The following is an 18548-nucleotide window of genomic DNA, read 5'->3' as shown; positions in this document are numbered from 1 at the left end:
GCGCACCCTACGGGGTTAGTCATTTAGCGCCCCGCCGCAGCTGGAGCCCTGGCCGGCGGTGCAGGCGTAGCAATGATCGCGGGTGACGATGGGATTGCCGGCCAGCGTCGCACCGAGCAGGTCACGCAGGTGCGGCCGATCACGGCCTATTACTTCAGGCAGCTGCAACGGCAGATTGAGCATCTGGTTGAAATCGCAATCGTACAGGTAGCCCTGCCAGTCGACGCTGACCAGGCTGCGGCACATCAAGGGTTCGAGGTTTTCCGGGCGGTAGCTGTCACGCAGCAACTGCATATAGCCGTTGAACTGACCCTTGCTGACCAGCGTGCTGCCAAAGCGCGCAATGGGCTGGTTGGTGATGGTCAGCAGGTGATTGAAGACGATGCCGAAATCCTCGGCCAGATGGCGCTTGTAATCGGTCTCAAGCGCCGCTTGCGGTGGCGGCAGGCTTGGGCCCTGCGGGTTGTACACCAGGTTGAGGATCAGACCGCTGCCCGGCTGGCCATAGCCCAGCGCATTGAGCTGTTGCAGGCCTTTGATGCTGGCGTCGAACACGCCATCGCCGCGTTGCTTGTCGACGTTATCGCGTGAGTAACAAGGCAAGGATGCACTGATTTCCACACCTTGGTCGGCGAGAAACTGTGCGAGGTCCTCAAAGCCCGGCTCGCTGAGGATGGTCAGGTTGCAGCGGTCGATCACCCGCAAGCCTTCGCGGCGGGCGTGCATAACAATCTCGCGAAAACGTGGGTGCATTTCCGGCGCACCGCCGGTTAGGTCAAGGGTGTGCACGGGGTGGGCGTCGATCACCTGATGCAGCAGGGCCAGGCTTTCGTCGGTCATGGCCTCGGTGCGGGTCGGTCCGGCATTCACATGGCAATGCAGGCAGCGCTGGTTGCAGCGGTAGGTCAGGTTGATCTGCAGCGCTTCCAACTGGCCCCGGCGGATGGCCGGAAACGCCAGTTGGTCGAGCAGGGGCAGCATGGCGTGCACGGTGAACTCCTTATACGGGCGCGTCTGTGGGCGCGACGGGCTGAGGGTTATCAGCCTCGGTGTAGCCACTATAGAGAGTGGTCAGGGGTTTTTGTTACGCGAGCGGGTGGAAGAATCTGCTGCAATTAGTTATACAAATCTTATACAGATAATGCAGAATCGACCAATTATTAATCCGTTCATAGGAGCTGACCATGCTTGTGCGCCTTACCTATGCCAGCCGTGCCAGCCACAGCGTGTCTGCCGAGCTGATCCGCGAGATTCTCGACAGCTCGCAGCGTAACAACCCTGGCAAGGGCCTCACCGGCATCCTTTGTTGTAACGCGGATATTTTTTTGCAGGCGTTGGAAGGTCCACGTGCCGAAGTGAATGCGTTGTACAACCGCCTGGCGGATGACAGCCGGCACAAGGACCTGACCATCCTCGACTACGCGGAGATCGGCGCGCGGCGTTACAGCAACTGGAGCATGGGCTGGGCCGGCGCCAAACAGGCCAATCGTGAGTTGTTCCTGAAATATTCGGCCAGCGACCGTTTTGATCCCTTCAGCATGAGCGCCGAGCAAATCAATGGCCTGCTGCTGGAGCTGAGTGAGACCGTCAGCGCAATCAAATCGCCAGTTCTCAGCTAGAATTCCTCAGCGTCAACTCGCCAAGCCGGCGAGCTGTGTTCACCCTGAGCCTTGGCGCACCTCGTAGTTTATTGAGGCGCCAGGATGCTTCGTCGGTTCAACCTTCCCTTCTTGCTCATGCTGCTCAGCCTAGGTTTGGGCAGTGGCGCCGTGCATGCGGCGCTGCCGATGATGACGCTGAAGGCCGAGCAACTGGTCCAGCCGGTCGAAGTGCCTGCCAGCCTGGTACTGGAAGACCCCAGCGGCAACCTGACGGCCGGCGAAGTGCAGCAGCTGATCGAGCAGCAGGGCCAACTGGTGCGTGGGGTGCCGCGCATAGGCTATTCGGCCAGCGCCTGGTGGGTGGCCTTCCGCCTCGATGCGCCGGTAGCCGAACGCCTGGATCTGATTATCGACCGGCCTTTTCTCGACGACATCGAGGTCTGGCTGTATGACCGGGAAAACCTCATAGCGCCCTTCTACAGCGGCGATCACCGACCCTTCCTGCAACGCGGCGAACCGACGCCGCATTTCATGCTCAGCCTGCCGCGCCTGGGCCAGGGCCCGCACACGTTATTACTGCGGGTGCAGAGTGGCTCGGCGATCAGCGTGCCGATGCAGCTGGTGGGTGCCGAGCAGAGCCCGCTGCTACTGGCCGAACACTGGATGCGCAGCGGACTGCTGTTGGGTGCGCTGCTCAGCCTGACGCTGTTCTTCCTGGTCAAGTTCAGCACCCTGCGTGAGTCGCAGCTGGTGTGGTTCTGCCTGACCGTGGCCAGCGTGGCGCTGTACAACGCCAGCCTGCACGGCATCACCAGCCTGCTGGGCCTGCAGTGGAACTGGCTGTCGGCCCAACTGGCCAACCTGGCCAACCCCGGCATGCTGATTTTCAGCAGTCTGTTTCTGGCCAGTGCTTTGCAGCTGCGCCTGGGCCGCGTGCGTTACCTGCGCAATGCGCTGTTTGTCGCGACCCTGCTGGTGTGTGGCTGGACCATCGTCAGCTACGGCCACTACCGCTCCTATCAGACGCTGAACGTGCTGATCCTGCTCACCGGGGCGTTCCAGCTGCTGCTGCTGATCCTCGGCGTGTGGCAGCGCCGGCCTTATGCCATCGGTTACCTGCTGTGCTGGAGCTCGGCGTTGCTGCTGATGTTGCTGGTGCCGCTGGGGCGCAGCGGGGTGATTCCACTGCCGCCGGGTTTCAATTACATGCACGCCTACCTGCCGGTGCTGAGCATGCTGCTGTTTGGCGGCATCCTCGACAAACAACTGGAGCAGATCCGCCGCGCCTTGCTGCAGAGTAAGGCCCAGGCGCTGGGTAACCTGGAACAGTACCAGGCGCTGTTCAGCAGCAGTGGCGAGGGGATTTTCCGGTGCACCCGCAGTGGCACGCTGATCGAAGCCAACCCGAGTTTTGCTGCCCTGCTCGGCCTCGGCCAGGCCGCTCCGGAACTGTCCATGCAGCAGCTGCTCGGTGCCGAGCAATGGGCGGCGCAGGTGGCGCAACTGCACAATGAGCAACCGGCGATCAGCCAGGAATGCCAGATGCAGGGCCTCGATGGGCAGAGCCACTGGGTTTACCTGTCACTGCACCTGCGTCCGACCCAGGACTGCATTGAAGGCATTGTGGTCGACCTCAGCGAGCGCCGTGCCCTGGAAGAACGCCTGCAATACCTGGCCGCGCATGACTCGCTGACCGGTTTGCTCAATCGCCGCGAGCTGGAGCGCCTGCTGCGTGAAAGCCTCAAGGGCGAAGGTACGCGGCGTTTCAGTCACTTGCTGAGCCTGGACCTGGATCAGTTCAAGCAGGTCAACGACCTCTGCGGTCATTCGGCGGGCGACCAACTGCTGCGCCAGCTGTCCAGCCACCTGCGCCATCACCTGCCCCGGCATGCCGAGCTGGCACGTATCGGCGGTGATGAGTTCGCCGTGCTGCTGCGTGAGATCAACACCGACGTGGCCATGGAGCATGCGGAAACCCTGCGCCATTGTGTCGAGCAATTCGTCTTCAGCTGGCAGGGCCGGCCGTTTCGTGTGCAGGTCAGTATCGGCCTGCTGGAACTCGGCAGCGGCGTCAGCGACTGGGAAACCGCGCTGAACTGGGCCGACAGCGCCAGTCAGCTGGCCAAGCACCTGGGGCGCAACCGCGTGCAGCAGTTCAATCCGGACGACGGTGTGCTGCTGGAGCATCAGCGTCAGCTGCAATGGATCACCCGCCTGCGCGAGGCCATCGACCTTGGTCATTTCGAGCTGTTCTATCAGCCGGTCATGGCCTTGCAGGGTAACGATGATGGCCTGCGTTATGAGGTGTTGCTGCGTTACCACGACCCGCACAGTGGCGAGTGGATCAGCCCCGGGCAGTTCCTCGGGGCGGCGGAGCGCTATGGTTTTCTCGGCGCCATCGACCGCTGGGTGGTGATGCGCCTGCTGCAATGGCTGGCGGACAACCCACGGCATGTGCAGCAACTGGCTCAGGTCAACTTCAACCTCACCGCCAGTTCGCTGCTCAATGCGCACTTCCATGAAATGCTCCACGGCGAACTGCTGCGGCACAACCTGCCAGCGCACAAGCTGTGCATCGAAGTGACCGAGATGGTCGCACTGGGCGAGCTGGGAGTGTCTGCGCAGTGGATCAAGCAGTTGCGCAGCCTGGGCCTGAAAGTGGCGCTAGATGACTTCGGCAGCGGCTTTGCCTCCTACGCCTACCTGCGCCATCTGCCGCTGGATATCGTCAAGATCGACGGCAGTTTTATTCGCGGTATCGAGAGTGACCCGATCAACCAGGCCATGGTCGGCTCGATGCAGCAGATCGCCAGCCAGCTGGGCCTGAGCACCGTGGCCGAGTTTGTCGAAAGCCCGCAGACGCTTGAGTGCGTACGCAAGCTGGGCCTCGACTATGCCCAGGGCTACTGCATCGGCCATCCACAACCGCTGACCCAGCTCAGCGACAGCGCTCAGGGCGACGTGCAGATGCAGTTGGTGCTCGAGCGTCGCTGACAGCATTCACCTTGCAGCGATGCCGGCCACACCAATGCTACTGGCGAGCAGGTTGCTGACCGTCGCACCTGAAAATGATCATCTCCGAGCGCGTGCAGCTGGTGCCCACGGCGGTGCTTACGGCATCGAGCATCGGTACCGCGCGGACAATGGTGTATTGGCCTGCACCACAAATCCCGGCAACGGTTTGCAGGGCGTCGCTTCTGGCGGAGCCACTCAGGGCGCCGGCGTTGCAATAGGAGACATGGCCTGTGGGTTTGGCCGTTTTACCCGCCTGGCTAAAGTATTCCGGCAACTCGGATGGCGTCAGCATCGTGGCAATAGCGCCGTCTGCGGTCATCCCCGCCTGTTCAGCCGGTGTGTACAGGTGGACATTCTGGCTGCTGGCGCAGCCGGCAAGGGCGAAGGTTGCCAGTGCAACAGCAAGGCTTTGTCGTGTCATGTTTATGTCCTGTTTTGTTGATGAATGAAGTCATGCGCAATAACGGCTTCAAGTGATCCGCGTCGGGTAAGCAGGGTGGATAAACCCTTTTCCCAGCGCTGAGCTATTTCGCGCATTGCTGAAGTTGCTGAATAACAGGTGCGGCATCGGTCCACGCCAGGGTCATGACCGGTTTACCGTCGAGGGATAAGGTGAAGCGCTGCTGGTCCCGCATGCCGTCCAGCGCTGCGCTCAGGCCAGGTACGGCAAACGCAATCGCGCCGATCGTTCTTTCATGGCGGTAGTTGAATACCTGTACGGTCTGCGCCGGTTCATCGTCCTGTTGCAGGGTGAGCCTGATTTTCTTGACGTTTTTCGGTGTCGGCAGGCCGGTGCCGTAAAAGATCAGCCAGGCATCTGGCTTGGGCTGTTGAAAGCCGAGAATGCTGACAACTCCTCCGCTCTTGCCATTGTCCGCTTGGCTGAGTTTGGCAAAAGTCGCCACGCAAAGCGTGCCCTCCGGTGTATCGCTGGACGTGGAGTACCAGACGCCTCGAGCGAGTTCCTGCGCCATGGCCGCATCGCGCTGATCTTTTTCGGCCTGGAGTCTGTGCATCTCGGCCACTTCTTCGCGGCTCATGGGAATCACCGGCGCGCGGTTCTTAGGCCCCAGTGAATCCAGGTATTCGTTCTTCTCGCGAATCCAGTCGTCCATGCTGTATTGATACGGCGGGCTGCAACCGTTGCCGTCGTACTGCATACCAATCGGGCAGGCCACCGTCGTGAGCGGCAGGGCGAGTGCGAACAGGATGGCGTGCGCTTGCAATGGCAGCCTTTGTTTCATGGCATCAACCTGTCTATGGGCGACCGCGCCATTCCCGGCCGAGGCTGGCCGGGAACTCTCGCGCAATCAGCAGCGTCCGGCGGCTTGCAGCAGGGCATTGCAGGTGCTGCCTGAATTACTGCTGCGTTGTCCGTTAGCGGCTGGCGTGCCGGCCATTGGTGTGCAGATAGCGTCCGAATGTGGCGTCATGCCAAAGCTCATGGCCTTCTGGAAGCCGGTGGCCGAGTACATGTAGCAGCGGTAGGTGCCGCCGTCTCGGGTGTTGACGTTGTAGTTGATGCGTCCACCGGTTTCCTCGGTGCGCTCGGTGATGCTGAATTGCCCGACGGGGTGGCCGATGGCCTGGGAGGTGCGTTGTTCCAGACCACTCTGGTTGATGGTGGCGGCGCAGCCGGATAGCAGCAGTGCAGCGGTCAGGGCGGTGATTGAGCGAAGGTACATGGCAAGCTCCAGGTTTTTTGTGGGTGCAACAGAGGGGCGGACCAGCAGGTCCGGGCGGTGAAAGTTGTCAGTCAGGGCAAGCTAGGCGGCGTTGATCAGGCCGCTAACGGTGGGGCATTGGGCTTGCGCGCCACGATAAACACCCGCCAGTCTTTGCCTTTGCTGCCATGGCGCTCGACGGCCAGGATTTGCAGGCCCTGCGCGGTCATGGCCGCCTGCAACTGGCGAGCATCGAAACACAGCACAGGCGGCGCTTTGCCGATGGCGCGCAGCAGCGGCAGGGCCAGCTTGGGGATCAGCGGGTTCATCTCATTCAGGCACGGTGTTTTCGAGATCAGCAAGCCGCCTGGTTTCAAGGCACTGATGGCTGCACTTAGCGCCTGCGGCAGGTCCGTCACGAGGTGCAGCAGGTTGAATGCCAGCACGGCATCGTAGGTGCCCTGCTCGGCTACGGGAGCCTCGGCGTCGGCCAGCTGGAATTGCAGCTGAGGTATGGGCTGGCGGGCGAGCTTCTCGCCGGCGATGGCAATCATCTGTTCGGCGACATCGGTGGCCACCAGCCGCCGTGTAGCGGGCGCCAGGCGCAGGGCGGTAGTGCCCGTGCCACAGCCGATTTCCAGCACGTCATGCTCCGTAGACAGCAAGGCTTGCACGCGCTGCAGCGTCCGCTCGTAACCGGCCAGATCGGCAATCGGATCCTTGGCGTATTGACCGGCAATGCGGTTCCAGAAGCGCGCTTTGTCGGCGATGGCTGCCGGTGTTGCAGCGTCAGCGCGGTGGTTGCTGGCAGCGGTGATCGGTGAGTGCATGGGGCGCGTCCTGTGCATGGAGGTAAGGCGAAAGCCAACACAGTGCGGATGCTATCCTTGCGCATCATCACGGGGTATTGCGATAAATTGCAGACAACATATGCATTTACGTATGGATAAGGTCGACTGGAACCAGTTGCGCGCCTTTCTCGAGACGGCAGAAACCGGCTCGCTGTCGGCGGCCGCGCGCAAACTCGGCCAGTCGCAACCCACCCTCAGTCGCCAGGTCGCCGCCCTGGAGCTGGCGCTGGGCGTGACCCTGTTTGAGCGGGTTGGCAAAACCATGGCGCTGACCAGCACAGGGCAGGAGTTGCTGGCGCATGCCCGGGTCATGGGCGCGGCGGCACATGAGCTGGGCCTGGCCGCGACCGGGCGCTCGGAAGCGGTGACGGGTGTGGTGTCAGTGGCCACCAGCGATGCCGTGGCGGCGTACCTGATGCCGAAGATTCTCCTGCAGATCCGCCAGGCAGCCCCCGGCATTCAGGTCGAGGTGGTCGCTTCGGACGGTGTCAGCGACCTGCTGCGCCGCGAGGCCGACATTGCCATCCGCCATTTGCGGCCCGAGCAACCGGAGCTGATCGGTCGTTTGGTGCGGCACAGCTCCGCCGGTTTTTATGCCTCAGAACGCTGGGTGCGCGAGCATGGCCTGCCGCGTACCGCCGAGGAGGCGCTGCACCATGACTTTATCGGTCTGGACCGCGCCGGCCATTACCTGCAGCACTTGCGCGCCGCGGGCCTGCTGCTGAGCGATACGAATTTTCGCAGCTACGCAGATAACTCCGTGACCTACTGGGAAATGGTCCGCCAGGGCCTGGGCATTGGCGCCATCATGGAAGAAATCGCGCGGGAAACCCCAGGCATGGTGCGCGTGCTGGAGGACGTTGAGCCCTTTCAACTGCCGATCTGGCTGGTCACCCACCGCGAGCTACGCACGGCTCGGCGCATTCGTATCGTCTTTGACCTGCTGGCCGAGATCCTGGCCTGAGTAGTACTCGCGGCGGCAGCGCTCAGGCTGGGGGAGCCAGTGGCATGCGCTCCAGCAGATTTAGGTCCAGGCGCAGCATGCGCACACAGCGCTCATCACGCAGCTCTTTCGGCGACTGGTTACTGCGCAGGCGCAGGATCATGCACACCAGATTGAGCACCAGTGCTTCGCGGCTAAACACGCCGCTGCCCAGGTTGTAGAACGCCGCGATCAGCTCGCGCAGGCCAAATGGCAGGCGCCAGCGAATGCGCAGTGCCGAACCGAAGCTGGCGGCGCGTTGCTGGAAACGCTGCTGAATATCCTCATCGCGCAGGGTGCCGCCAGCGTCCTGCCAATCCTGCAGGCTGCGCAGCAAGGCCAGTTCACCAATGTTGTGCAGCAGGCCAGCGGTGAAGCACAGCTCAGCGTCCAGTTGCAGCTCACTGGCCAGCCAGTGCGCCAGCTCGGCGCTGCGTTGGGCGTTGTCCCAGGCACTGCTGGCCAGCTCGGCCAGGCGTGGGTCGCTGAGTCGTGCATTGCGCTGCACGGCCATGCCCAATACCAGATTCAGCGTGCGCGCGAGGCCCAGGCGCGGCAGGGCCTGGTTGAGCGTCTGGCAGGGCATGCCCTGGTGCTGTGCGGCGCTGTTGGCTGCAGCGATCAGGCGGGCGGTAATCTGCGGGTCACGGGCAAATACGTCTTCCAGTTCGCGCAGGTCGGTGTCGTCACCGTTCAGGCACTGGCTGACGGAATCCCTGACTGACTCCAGCAGCGGCGCGCCCTGGCCCTCTTCACGCACGGCATTGAGGTAATCATCCAGGCTATTGACCAGCAGCGGTGCGCTGGCGTCTGGGGCCGAAGCCGACGGATTGCCGAGGATGCCGAGCAGACGCTGACGCAGTTGTTCGGCATTGAAGGGTTTGGCCAGGTAGGCGGTGGGTGCCAGCGGCCGTGCGGCGCGCACGCTGTTGGCGTCCAGGCGACCGCTGATCAGGATAAACGGCAGGGCCGGCGTGCGCGGGTGGCGGCGCAGCTGACGCAGCAGTTCCAGGCCATCAATGCCGGGCAGGTCACCATCGGCGATCACCAGGCTAGGCAGGCGGCGCTTGCACTTGGCCAATGCGGCTTCGCCATCGGTAACCTGCAGGATGCGTGCATCCGGCCGCACATCGCGTACCAGTTGCACGAGCAGGTCAGCAGTCCAGGGTTCTGCTTCGGCGATCAGAATCTCCGGAGCCTTGGCCGGGGCAGTCATGGAAACCTCAGGAAAAGCGTAATGGCAAAATAATGGCGTCATCGTGATGACGGCGCGCAGTCTACGCAGCAACTCGTTAATAACCAGCGCAGCCCGACGAACTGTTGAGCATTTCGTCAGGTTTTGCATCATAGCCGAATAGGCCGTACTAGAGCGGCTTGTTTGTCCTACAAAGGGCCTTTGCAAGGGGTTTTGGCAAGATAGCGTGCAATAAAAAACCCGCCGAAGCGGGTTTTTTATTGCACCGGTCTATCAGGCCAGTTCGTCAAAGCATTCGGCGACGATGGCGAGGCCCTTTTCCAGTTGCGCGTCAGGAATGGTGACGGGCATCAGGAAGCGGATCACGTTGTAGTAGGTGCCGCACGACAGCAGGATCAGGCCTTTTTCGCGAGCGCGAGCAACGATCTTGCCGACCAGGGCAGCTGCCGGCGTGCGCTTCTCGTCCGTCTCGAACAGTTCGATGGCAATCATCGAGCCCAGGCCGCGTACGTCGCCAATCACCTTGTGTTTGGTCTGGATCGCACGCAAACCGGCCTTGACCTTCTCGCCCAGGGCTTGCGAGCGCTCCAGCAGTTTCTCTTCGTCGAATACCTTGAGTACGGCCAGGGCTGCCGCGCAGGCAATCGGGCTACCGGCATAGGTGCCGCCCAGGCCGCCAGGTGCGATCACGTCCATGATCTCGGCTTTGCCGCACACGCCGGAGATCGGGAAGCCGCCGCCAACGGATTTGGCGAAAGTGGTCAGGTCTGGCACCACACCCAGTTGCTCGGTGGCGAAGAAGGTGCCGGTACGGCCTGCGCCGGTTTGCACTTCGTCAGCGATCAGCAGGATGCCGTGCTCGTCGCACAGGGCGCGCAGACGCTGCATAAAGGCCGGGGAGTTGGTGTAGAAACCGCCTTCACCCTGTACCGGCTCGATGATGATCGCGGCGATGTCCTGCGGCTGCGCATCGTTCTTGAAAATGCGCTCGATGCTGGCGATGGACTCGTCCTCGCTCACGCCATGCAGTTCGCACGGCGACTGGGCGCGGTACACGCCGGCCGGCATCAGGCCCATGCCAGCGGAGTACGGTACAACCTTGCCGGTCAGGCTCAGGGTCATCATGGTGCGGCCGTGATAGGCCCCGGTGAAGGCGATCACGCCGGCACGGCCAGTGGCTGCGCGGGCAATCTTCACGGCGTTTTCAACGGCTTCGGAGCCGGAGGTGACCAGCAGGGTCTTTTTGGCAAAGTTGCCCGGTACGCGCTTGGCGATTTCTTCGCACAGCTCGACGTAGGGCTCATAGGCCAGCACCTGGAAGCAGGTGTGCGACAGCTTGGTCAGTTGCTCTTGCACCGCCGCGACCACTTTCGGGTGCAGGTGGCCGGTGTTCAGCACGGCGATGCCGCCGGCGAAGTCGATGTACTCGCGGCCTTCGACGTCCCACACGCTGGCGTTTTCCGCGCGCTCGGCAAAAATCGGGTGGATCTGGCCCACGCCGCGCGGAACGGCAGCGGTGCGGCGTTGCATCAGGGATTCGTTGGTCTTGCTCATGATGTCCTCATTCGCCGGTCAATCTCGGCGTGGTTCAAGGATGTGTCACCGGTGCGGCTTGGCAGTATTCGATGATCGACTGCCACAGTACGCCCGGGCACAGCTATGTCCATATAAACGCAGAAGGCGCAGCGCTCTCGTGCGCCTCTGCGGGGTTACTTCGCCGGGTTAGATGCCCAGGCAGAGGTATTTGATTTCCAGGTAATCCTCAATGCCGTACTTCGAGCCTTCACGGCCGAGGCCCGAGGCTTTCACGCCGCCGAACGGCGCGACTTCATTGGAGATCAACCCGGTGTTGACGCCGACCATACCGTATTCCAGGGCTTCCGCCACACGGAACACGCGACCCAGGTCACGGGCATAGAAATACGAGGCCAGGCCGAACTCGGTGTCGTTGGACATGGCGATCACTTCGGCCTCGTCCTTGAAGCGGAACAGCGGCGCCAGCGGGCCGAAGGTTTCTTCCTTGGCCACCGCAGCGTTCTTCGGCACGTCGACCAGAATGGTCGGCTCGAAGAAGCTGCCACCCAGGGCGTGCGGCTTGCCGCCGGCGAGCAGGCGCGCACCTTTGCTCACGGCGTCCTCGATGTGTTCCTGAACCTTGGCCATGGCCTTTTCGTCGATCAGCGGGCCAGTGGTGGTGCCTTCATCCAGACCGTTGCCGATCTGCAGCTTGGCCACGGCGGCGGCCAGCTTCTCGGCGAAGGCGTCGTACACGCCGTCCTGAATGTATAGGCGGTTGGCGCAGACGCAGGTCTGACCGTTGTTGCGATATTTGGAAATCAGCGCGCCTTCGACGGCTTTATCCAGGTCGGCGTCGTCGAACACGATAAACGGCGCGTTGCCGCCCAGTTCCAGCGAGACCTTCTTGATGTCCTTGGCGCATTCGGCCATCAGCTGGCGACCGATTTCGGTCGAGCCGGTAAAACTCAGCTTGCGCACGATCGGGTTGCTGGTCAGCTCGCCGCCGACTTCGCCGGCACTGCCGGTGACCACGCTCAATACGCCTTTCGGGATGCCGGCGCGGTGCGCCAGTTCAACCAGGGCCAGGGCGGAGAACGGCGTCTGCGAGGCCGGTTTGATTACCATGGTGCAACCGGCGGCCAGAGCCGGGCCGGCTTTACGGGTGATCATCGCCGCCGGGAAGTTCCACGGGGTAATGGCGGCAGTCACGCCAATCGGCTGCTTGATCACGATCAGACGCTTGTCCGGCTGGTGGCCTGGAATCACATCGCCATACACGCGCTTGGCTTCTTCGGCGAACCACTCGATAAAGGACGCTGCATAGGCGATCTCGCCTTTGGCTTCGGCCAGCGGCTTGCCTTGTTCCAGGGTCATCAGGCGGCCGAGGTCGTCCTGGTTCTCCATCAGCAGTTCGAACCAGCGGCGCAGCTTGCCCGCGCGTTCCTTGGCGGTCAGGGCACGCCAGGCCGGCAGGGCACGGTCGGCGGCCTCGATGGCGCGACGGGTTTCCGCAGCGCCCATCTTCGGCACGCTGCCAATGATTTCGCCGGTGGCCGGGTTGTTGACCTTGATGGTCTGGCCGCTGTCGGCGTCCAGCCAGGTACCGTCGATATAAGCCTGCTGACGGAACAGCTGGGTGTCTTTCAGTTGCATGGCAGTCTCCTAAATTCCGACACCCTGGCATCGGTACTTGTCATCGAATGCACCGCATGGCGGTACACCTGGGCTTTATCCGTTGGCTCAGGCTGTCAATCGGCGGGGGAAGTGCGAGCCGCATAGGATTTTCAGCAAGAGCGTTTGAAATCTCAAACGAATCCTAGGGTCAAGAGGGGTAAAGGGCAAGAGCCTGTTCGAAAAAATTAACGCAATAATGCGTTTATTCAAGGGCCTTATAGGCATAGACCGCTGCAGCGAGGGCTGCGTGCAGAATCGCGAACAAGGCAGCAGCATGGACGCCTGCCAGCGACATGCGTATGATTGCGCCCGCGCTGCACCAGTAGCTCAGCTGGATAGAGTACTGCCCTCCGAAGGCAGGGGTCGTGGGTTCGAATCCCGCCTGGTGCGCCATCTACCTGTTTACAGCTGTCCATGGCTGTCTACAAAATACCCCAAGAAGCCCGCCCTGTGCGGGCTTTCTTGTATCTGGCTGTATCCAGCTGTCTACCCCTATGCCTTCCCTTCGTGTATGCCAGCTTGTATGCTGGTGAAAAATTCGAACCGAGGGCATACAGGCATGAAGCGCAGCGAGATTAAACGCCGCCCACTGGCGGATACCACCCTGGCTGGCCTGGAGCCAGAAATCGCGGCCTACAGGGAGCAGGATGGCCAGGGCCTGTACTTCCGGGTGAAGCCCAACGGCGGCAAGTCCTGGGAGCTGCGTTATAAGAAGCCGGATGGCAAGTGGTCATGGCTCGGCCTCGGCAGTTACCCAGAGGTGAGCGGTGCAGGTGCCAGGCAGAAGGCCGCCGAGCTGCGCGCCGATGCCGCCGACGGCATCAACCCACTGACCGCCAAGCATGCCCGTAAGGCTTCCGAGCTGGAGGCCGCCAACAGCACCTTCGAGGCACTAGCGCGAGAGTGGATTGAGATACGCCGCTCCGGCTGGGCATCTAGTACGGCGACACGCACCATCGGCGCCCTGGAGCTGCATGTGCTCCCGGTGTTCGGCAAGCGCTTGTATGCCAGCATCCTCCCGATTGAGTGGATGGAGTTTCTACGGGGCATGGAACAACAGGGCATCATCGAGCAGATGAGCCGGGTGCGCCGATCCTGCAAAGAGATTTATGACCTTGCCCGCGTTACCGGGCGCGCCGTGCATAACCCCCTTGAAGGGCTTAACCGCTTTCTGCAGTCCAAGCCGGCAGAGAACTACGCCCATGTCACCGCCAAGGAGCTGCCCACCCTGTTGCGGGCTATCAGTGCTTACCCCCACGCCCACGATCTGCGCCTAGGCCTGCGGCTGCTGATGTTGACCGGCGTGCGCCCCAGTGAACTACGCGAAGCTCGATGGGATGAGTTCGACCGCAAGGCAGGATTGTGGCTGATACCTGCCGAGCGGATGAAGAAGCGCCGCCCGCATACCGTGCCTCTCTCTCGCCAGGTACTCGATGCCCTGGAGCAGCTACAAAAAATGACCGGGGCTTATCCTCTGCTATTCCCAGGCCGCAATGACCGCACCAAGCCGCGTAGCAATATGGCGTTCAATATGGCTCTACGACGCATGGGTTATGCCGGCCGCCAGACCGGCCACGGCTTCCGTCATATCGCGTCCACTACTCTGCGCGAGAACGGTTTCGCTAAGGATCATGTAGAGGCTCAGCTCTCCCACGTCGAAGATGGGGTGTCTGGTGTTTACAACAAGGCCATCTACCTGGAGCAACGCCGAACCATGATGCAATGGTATGCCGATCATCTAGACGAGCTGGAACGGGACAACGTGGTGGAGTTCAAGCAAGGCCAAAATCGCTAAGCAGCAATGCGGTTTTGAAGTGTTTCTAAAATGAGCTACCTGGCTATTACAGGGCAGTGTCCAAATCGTTTGCTTTAGCTCCGGAGCGGCATCGCTCAGCAAGACCGACGTATTCAAAAGCATCGGTCGGGATTGGGCAGTCGCGAAGGGCTGGAGTTGGCCGACTGCGGCCCACCACAACAGGCAGAAATCGGCCAAAAGCAGACCTTCACCATTGATAATTTAGAAGCGGCGCTGGTTTACCACAGTGAGGCAGCCCCAAAGCTGTAAGTCCGCACGAACATATTCAGCGGTAGTGCATCAGCCAAGGCATTCAATTAACTGCTGTACACAATCCTCAATCGACAGGCTTGAAGTCATCAAGGTCAAGGCTGGTTGCAGCGGCGGCTCATACGGGGAGGTAATACCTGTAAAATCTGCAATTTCCCCTGCCCTGGCGCGTTGGTAGAGCCCTTTTACATCTCGCGCTTCACACACCTGCAGCGAGCAGTCGAGATAGACCTCAGAAAAGTCGTCCGGGCCAACGACCTCTCGAACCATGGCGCGATCCAGATAGGTAGGGGAAATAAACGCCGCGATGCAAATCATCCCGGTCTCGGCAAACAACTTGGCCACCTCGGCTGCACGGCGCAGATTTTCATGGCGTGCGGCCGGCGTAAAGCCCAAGTCAGCGCACAACCCGCTTCGCAGATTGTCGCCATCGAGTACGACGCAACGTCGCCCCAACTGATACAGCCGTGCCTCCAGGGCGTAAGCCAGGGTGGACTTACCCGCGCCCGAAAGGCCGGTCAGCCAGAGCACCTGGCCGCGCTGGGCGTTTAGCGACTCGCGTTGCTCACGACTGACCAGCCCTTTCTGGCGGTTGTCGGGTTTAGCACTACCGCTCACCGAACGACTCACTCAAGGTTTTGCGTAAGGGCTTGAGTAAATAATCCATCACCGTACGCTCGCCGGTGCGGATATCGACCTGTGCTGTCATGCCTGGCAGTACATCCAACACCCGGCCCGTGGTTGAGGTCACAGGATAGGTAGCTGGCTTGATCCGCACACGGTAATAGATATCCATGCCGCGGCTGGTTTCTTCCTTCAGGCTATCGGCACTGACAAACGCTACCTCGCCTTTAACTCCACCAAAAATGGTGTAGTCAAAGGTGTCGAAACGAACAGTTGCCTCCAGACCCGGTACGACGCGAGCAATGTCGGCGGTGCTCACCTTGGCCTCAATCATCAAGTCATCGTCGACCGGGATGATCTGCATCAACTCCTCACCCGCCCTGAGCACACCGCCAACGGTGGTGACACGGATATTCTTGACGATGCCCGGCACCATGGCGGTAAACACGCTATCCTGTTGTTCCTGTTTGCGCAGGGTCAGAGTTTGAGCGCTCTGGGATATATCATCTTCGGCCTTGGCTAGCTCCAGGCGGGCATCCTCAAGAAACTTGTTACGCCGGTTAACCAAGCGCGCCTCTGCTTCATTGAGCCCACGCTGCACACGCAACAGCTCAGAGCCACTGGCGTCACCGTTCGCGTAAAGCTGCTCAACCAGTCGTAACTCTTTCTGCGCCAGGGAAACCGCCACGCGCATGGTGCGCAGTTCTTCCTCAAGGCCCAGTTGGCGCTGTTTGAATAATGCCTCTTCGACACGTGCTGTTTCCGGGGAACGCTCAAGAAGATCTGCCTGAAAGGTGAGCCGTCGCTCACCAATAACCTCAGCCCTCAGCCGGGTGGCCCTAGCCTGCAAACCAAACAACCGGGCTTCTACTTCACCGACCGACGCCCCAAGACGGGTTTGCTCCAGCCTAGCGAGTAGCTGGCCCGGAGCCACTCTGTCGCCTTCCTTGACCAGCAGTTGCTCCAGTACGCCGCCATCAACCGACTGGATAATTTGCACCCGGCTGCTGGCAATCACCTCACCCGTAGCACGCGCCACCTCATCAATACGAAACAGCGACGCCCAGATAGCGAAGGTGGCAACAGCGATCAGTACGGCCATCAATAACCAGCCCTGACGACCACGATGAGAATTCTGTAGTTTGCTGACACGCGCTTGGTTGCGCGCGTCATCGTCCTGAGAGAAACGATCAGACCACATCGAGCGTCCCTCCTTTACCCATACGCGACGAGGCAACGGGACGGGCGAGCATCTGCGCCAGCACCTTGTCTGGCGTGCCGTCTTTTGTCACCTGCCCCTGCTGCATAACGATCACCCGCGTTGCCAGACGCATTGCGGCCATCGGGCGATGGGTCGCAACAATCAAAATATCTTCAGGCCGGACGGCCTCTTGCAGAGCCGCCCACACACGCTGTTCGGATTCACCGTCAAGCGCCGCAGTCGGCTCATCCAGCAGCCATATACGGGGCTGGTTGATCAAAACCCGGGCCAGCGCCACAAGCTGCCTCTGACCACCCGACAAGCCCTCGCCTCCTTCGCTGATCGACAAGTCCATGCCCTGAGGGCTGGATGCCGCAATGGCATCGATGCCCAGCTCACGGGTGATTTGTAACAAACGTGAGTCGCTGCTCGCGCCGGTCAATGCCAAGTTACTGCGCAAGCTGCCTTTGAACAGCTGCACGACCTGCGGCAGATAGCCCACCTGACTGGCCACCAACTGAGGGTCGATTTCCCACAGGTCGGCATCCCCCAAGCGCACTCGCCCCTCAGCAGGTCGATATAGACCCGCCAGGATTTTTAGTAGAGTCGACTTGCCACACCCTACCGGCCCCACCAGCAACACACGCTCACCGGACTTAAACTGCAGGCCTTCGATATCGACCTGGCAAACTGGTGAATCTGGATAAACAAATCGCACGCGATCAAGCGCCACCTCGCTGGGCAACTCATCGGGTAACAGCAGGTGCTGGTCCGACCGGCGATCACGCTCCAGAGACATTACCTGATGCACCATCTGCAGCGCCTGCCGAACGTGCTGCCACTGGGCGAGGTACTGAACACTTTGCGCAATGGGCGCAATCACTCGACCACCCAGAATGCTGCACGCGATTAGCCCGCCCATCGTCAGCAAGCCCGCCTCGATCTGCCACACCCCCACGACCACTGCAGCAACATAGGCCAAGGTCGACAGGCTGCTGGTGCTCACACTTGAAAAACTGCTGATCGCACGTTGCTGGATGCTGTAGCCATCGATGCTGGCGGTCACGCTTTGCCACTCCTGAGCAAAGCGCCAGCCGGCGTTATTGGCGCGAATGGACTCGGCACCACGGATGGTGTCGACCAACAAACCCTGCCGCTCATTGCTGCGTAGCATTTGCTGCTTAAGCAATGCGCGCAAACGCCATTGCGTGACATAGCCCAATAACAAGGCCACCGGCAGTAACAACGCATACACCCAACCGACCGCGCCACCAATGATGGCGATGAACGCCAGAAACAGCAGCGCGAAGGGCAAATCCACCAACGCGAATACCACGCCCGAGCTGAAGAACTGCCGCACGGTATCCAACCCACCCACCTGCGCGGCCAAGGTACCTAAGCTGCGCGGCTGCTGATCCAGACGCACATGCAGCAAATGCTCGAAAACCTGCTGCGAAACCCGCTTGTCCACCGCACAGGACAGGCTGTCCAAAATTCGCGCACGGGTGGTTTTCAGCAGCCAGTCGAGCAGGATGATCATCGCCATCCCCGTGACCAATGTGGTGAGGGTCGCGTATGCCAGTGTGGGCACCACGCGGTCGTACACCTGCATGGCAAAAATTGACGTGCCAACCGCCAGTAGATTCACCAGCACCGTGGCAACCATGACCTTCCACAGCCAACCGCGCTCACGAAACAGCTCACGCCAAACCAAACGCGTCGCCAGGTTGCCCGAGAACGCTCGGCCGGCATCGGCGCTTCTGCTTGTCGGGGCACGCAGCCAGACCACCAGCGCATCCTGCAGCTCGGCTTCATGGACTTCACGCCGCTCGCCTGCCGCGTTGATCAACGTCAAAGCATCGGGCGCTTCACGTACCGCTAAAAACCAGCTTCCATCCGTGCATACAAGGGCAGGTAAGCGGCGCAGATCTAGACGGCGCCAAGCCAACTGCACCGGCGCAAGGTTTTTCAGGCCTGCCTGCACCAGCACCTGCCTCAGCCAGTCGGCGGGTTTGAGCGCAACAGCCCCATGACCCACCTGCGTACAGGCCTGCTGTAACGCAGCGCCATCAAAGGGAACCTGCAAAGACGCCAACAACTGTTTAACCAACGCAAGCGCAATACCCGGCTGCTCCGGTGCGCCGTTTTGACCATCCAT

Annotated in this window: 15 protein-coding genes and 1 tRNA gene; 5 read left to right on the top strand and 11 right to left on the bottom strand. The window is 61.1% G+C overall.

All coding sequences use genetic code 11. The features are described 5' to 3' along the window. Positions 1-15: 15 nt before the first annotated feature. Positions 16-981 (bottom strand): arsenosugar biosynthesis radical SAM (seleno)protein ArsS, encoded by a 966-nt coding sequence (gene arsS, locus ACSQ17_RS10640; protein WP_436070459.1) that lies wholly within the window; start codon positions 979-981, stop codon positions 16-18. Positions 982-1184: 203 nt separating this feature from the next. Between arsS and ACSQ17_RS10635 the strand changes: the two genes are divergently transcribed. Both ACSQ17_RS10635 and ACSQ17_RS10630 read left to right on the top strand, forming a co-directional pair. Continuing rightward, positions 1185-1619 (top strand): BLUF domain-containing protein, encoded by a 435-nt coding sequence (locus ACSQ17_RS10635; protein ID WP_436068575.1) that lies wholly within the window; start codon positions 1185-1187, stop codon positions 1617-1619. An 84-nt stretch (positions 1620-1703) separates the two neighbouring features. Further along, positions 1704-4595: an EAL domain-containing protein gene (locus ACSQ17_RS10630; RefSeq protein WP_436068574.1), complete on the top strand. Its 2892-nt coding sequence runs from the start codon at positions 1704-1706 to the stop codon at positions 4593-4595. A 37-nt stretch (positions 4596-4632) separates the two neighbouring features. Here ACSQ17_RS10630 and ACSQ17_RS10625 read toward each other — a convergent pair whose 3' ends face one another. The 4 genes from ACSQ17_RS10625 to ACSQ17_RS10610 form a co-directional block, all read right to left on the bottom strand. Continuing rightward, positions 4633-5037 carry a hypothetical protein gene (locus ACSQ17_RS10625; protein ID WP_436068573.1) on the bottom strand — a complete coding sequence of 135 codons (405 nt, stop codon included), beginning with the start codon at positions 5035-5037 and terminating at the stop codon, positions 4633-4635. 103 nt (positions 5038-5140) lie between these two features. After that, entirely contained in the window at positions 5141-5926 is a 786-nt protein-coding gene (locus ACSQ17_RS10620; protein ID WP_436068572.1) for a hypothetical protein, read from the bottom strand. Continuing rightward, positions 5927-6301, bottom strand: a complete 375-nt coding sequence (locus tag ACSQ17_RS10615; protein ID WP_436068571.1) for a hypothetical protein — start codon at positions 6299-6301, stop codon at positions 5927-5929. 95 nt (positions 6302-6396) lie between these two features. Continuing rightward, the gene (locus ACSQ17_RS10610) at positions 6397-7110 is read right to left on the bottom strand and encodes a class I SAM-dependent methyltransferase (protein WP_436068570.1); all 714 of its coding nucleotides are present in this window, start codon (positions 7108-7110) and stop codon (positions 6397-6399) included. Between the two features lie 112 nt (positions 7111-7222). On the opposite strand from ACSQ17_RS10610, the gene ACSQ17_RS10605 reads away from it, so the two are divergent. Further along, a complete protein-coding gene (locus ACSQ17_RS10605; protein ID WP_436068569.1) occupies positions 7223-8095 on the top strand; it encodes a LysR family transcriptional regulator in 873 nt (290 codons plus the stop codon). Between the two features lie 22 nt (positions 8096-8117). On the opposite strand, the gene ACSQ17_RS10600 is transcribed toward ACSQ17_RS10605, so the two are convergent. The 3 genes from ACSQ17_RS10600 to gabD all read right to left on the bottom strand — a co-directional run bounded on the left by ACSQ17_RS10600 (position 8118) and on the right by gabD (position 12479). After that, positions 8118-9329, bottom strand: coding sequence for an HDOD domain-containing protein (locus ACSQ17_RS10600; protein WP_436068568.1), 1212 nt, complete (start codon positions 9327-9329; stop codon positions 8118-8120). Between the two features lie 252 nt (positions 9330-9581). Continuing rightward, the gene (gabT, locus tag ACSQ17_RS10595) at positions 9582-10862 is read right to left on the bottom strand and encodes a 4-aminobutyrate--2-oxoglutarate transaminase (protein WP_436068567.1); all 1281 of its coding nucleotides are present in this window, start codon (positions 10860-10862) and stop codon (positions 9582-9584) included. A 168-nt stretch (positions 10863-11030) separates the two neighbouring features. Further along, on the bottom strand, positions 11031-12479 hold the full coding sequence (gabD, locus tag ACSQ17_RS10590) for an NADP-dependent succinate-semialdehyde dehydrogenase (RefSeq protein WP_436068566.1): 1449 nt from the start codon (positions 12477-12479) through the stop codon (positions 11031-11033). 337 nt (positions 12480-12816) lie between these two features. Here gabD and ACSQ17_RS10585 point away from each other — a divergent pair. Then, positions 12817-12893 (top strand) — tRNA-Arg (locus ACSQ17_RS10585). 166 nt (positions 12894-13059) lie between these two features. Continuing rightward, the gene (locus ACSQ17_RS10580; RefSeq protein ID WP_436068565.1) at positions 13060-14295 is read left to right on the top strand and encodes a tyrosine-type recombinase/integrase; all 1236 of its coding nucleotides are present in this window, start codon (positions 13060-13062) and stop codon (positions 14293-14295) included. A gap of 300 nt (positions 14296-14595) precedes the next feature. On the opposite strand, the gene cysC is transcribed toward ACSQ17_RS10580, so the two are convergent. The 3 genes from cysC to ACSQ17_RS10565 are packed head-to-tail and all read right to left on the bottom strand — an operon-like array spanning position 14596 to position 18548. Continuing rightward, on the bottom strand, positions 14596-15183 hold the full coding sequence (gene cysC / locus ACSQ17_RS10575) for an adenylyl-sulfate kinase (RefSeq protein WP_436068564.1): 588 nt from the start codon (positions 15181-15183) through the stop codon (positions 14596-14598). Continuing rightward, complete coding sequence (locus ACSQ17_RS10570; protein ID WP_436068563.1) at positions 15173-16390, bottom strand: HlyD family efflux transporter periplasmic adaptor subunit; 1218 nt, start codon at positions 16388-16390, stop codon at positions 15173-15175. Before ACSQ17_RS10570 ends, cysC begins: the two co-directional genes overlap by 11 nt. Then, complete coding sequence (locus ACSQ17_RS10565; RefSeq protein ID WP_436068562.1) at positions 16380-18548, bottom strand: ATP-binding cassette domain-containing protein; 2169 nt, start codon at positions 18546-18548, stop codon at positions 16380-16382. The genes ACSQ17_RS10570 and ACSQ17_RS10565 overlap by 11 nt, the downstream gene beginning before the upstream one ends.

This window comes from Pseudomonas sp. LjRoot71 (assembly GCF_964253255.1).
Taxonomy (GTDB): domain Bacteria; phylum Pseudomonadota; class Gammaproteobacteria; order Pseudomonadales; family Pseudomonadaceae; genus Aquipseudomonas.
This window is presented reverse-complemented; position numbering and strand designations above follow the sequence as displayed.

Bases quoted from the DNA above. Each gene is read 5' to 3' on its own strand.
- ACSQ17_RS10580 (WP_436068565.1), top strand. From the start codon at position 13,060: ATGAAGCGCAGCGAGATTAAACGCCGCCCACTGGCGGATACCACCCTG.
- ACSQ17_RS10565 (WP_436068562.1), bottom strand. From the start codon at position 18,548: ATGGATGGTCAAAACGGCGCACCGGAGCAGCCGGGTATTGCGCTTGCG.
- ACSQ17_RS10600 (WP_436068568.1), bottom strand. From the start codon at position 9,329: ATGACTGCCCCGGCCAAGGCTCCGGAGATTCTGATCGCCGAAGCAGAA.
- ACSQ17_RS10605 (WP_436068569.1), top strand. From the start codon at position 7,223: ATGGATAAGGTCGACTGGAACCAGTTGCGCGCCTTTCTCGAGACGGCA.
- ACSQ17_RS10615 (WP_436068571.1), bottom strand. From the start codon at position 6,301: ATGTACCTTCGCTCAATCACCGCCCTGACCGCTGCACTGCTGCTATCC.
- ACSQ17_RS10625 (WP_436068573.1), bottom strand. From the start codon at position 5,037: ATGACACGACAAAGCCTTGCTGTTGCACTGGCAACCTTCGCCCTTGCC.
- ACSQ17_RS10630 (WP_436068574.1), top strand. From the start codon at position 1,704: ATGCTTCGTCGGTTCAACCTTCCCTTCTTGCTCATGCTGCTCAGCCTA.
- ACSQ17_RS10635 (WP_436068575.1), top strand. From the start codon at position 1,185: ATGCTTGTGCGCCTTACCTATGCCAGCCGTGCCAGCCACAGCGTGTCT.
- ACSQ17_RS10610 (WP_436068570.1), bottom strand. From the start codon at position 7,110: ATGCACTCACCGATCACCGCTGCCAGCAACCACCGCGCTGACGCTGCA.
- gabD (WP_436068566.1), bottom strand. From the start codon at position 12,479: ATGCAACTGAAAGACACCCAGCTGTTCCGTCAGCAGGCTTATATCGAC.
- gabT (WP_436068567.1), bottom strand. From the start codon at position 10,862: ATGAGCAAGACCAACGAATCCCTGATGCAACGCCGCACCGCTGCCGTT.
- ACSQ17_RS10570 (WP_436068563.1), bottom strand. From the start codon at position 16,390: ATGTGGTCTGATCGTTTCTCTCAGGACGATGACGCGCGCAACCAAGCG.
- arsS (WP_436070459.1), bottom strand. From the start codon at position 981: ATGCTGCCCCTGCTCGACCAACTGGCGTTTCCGGCCATCCGCCGGGGC.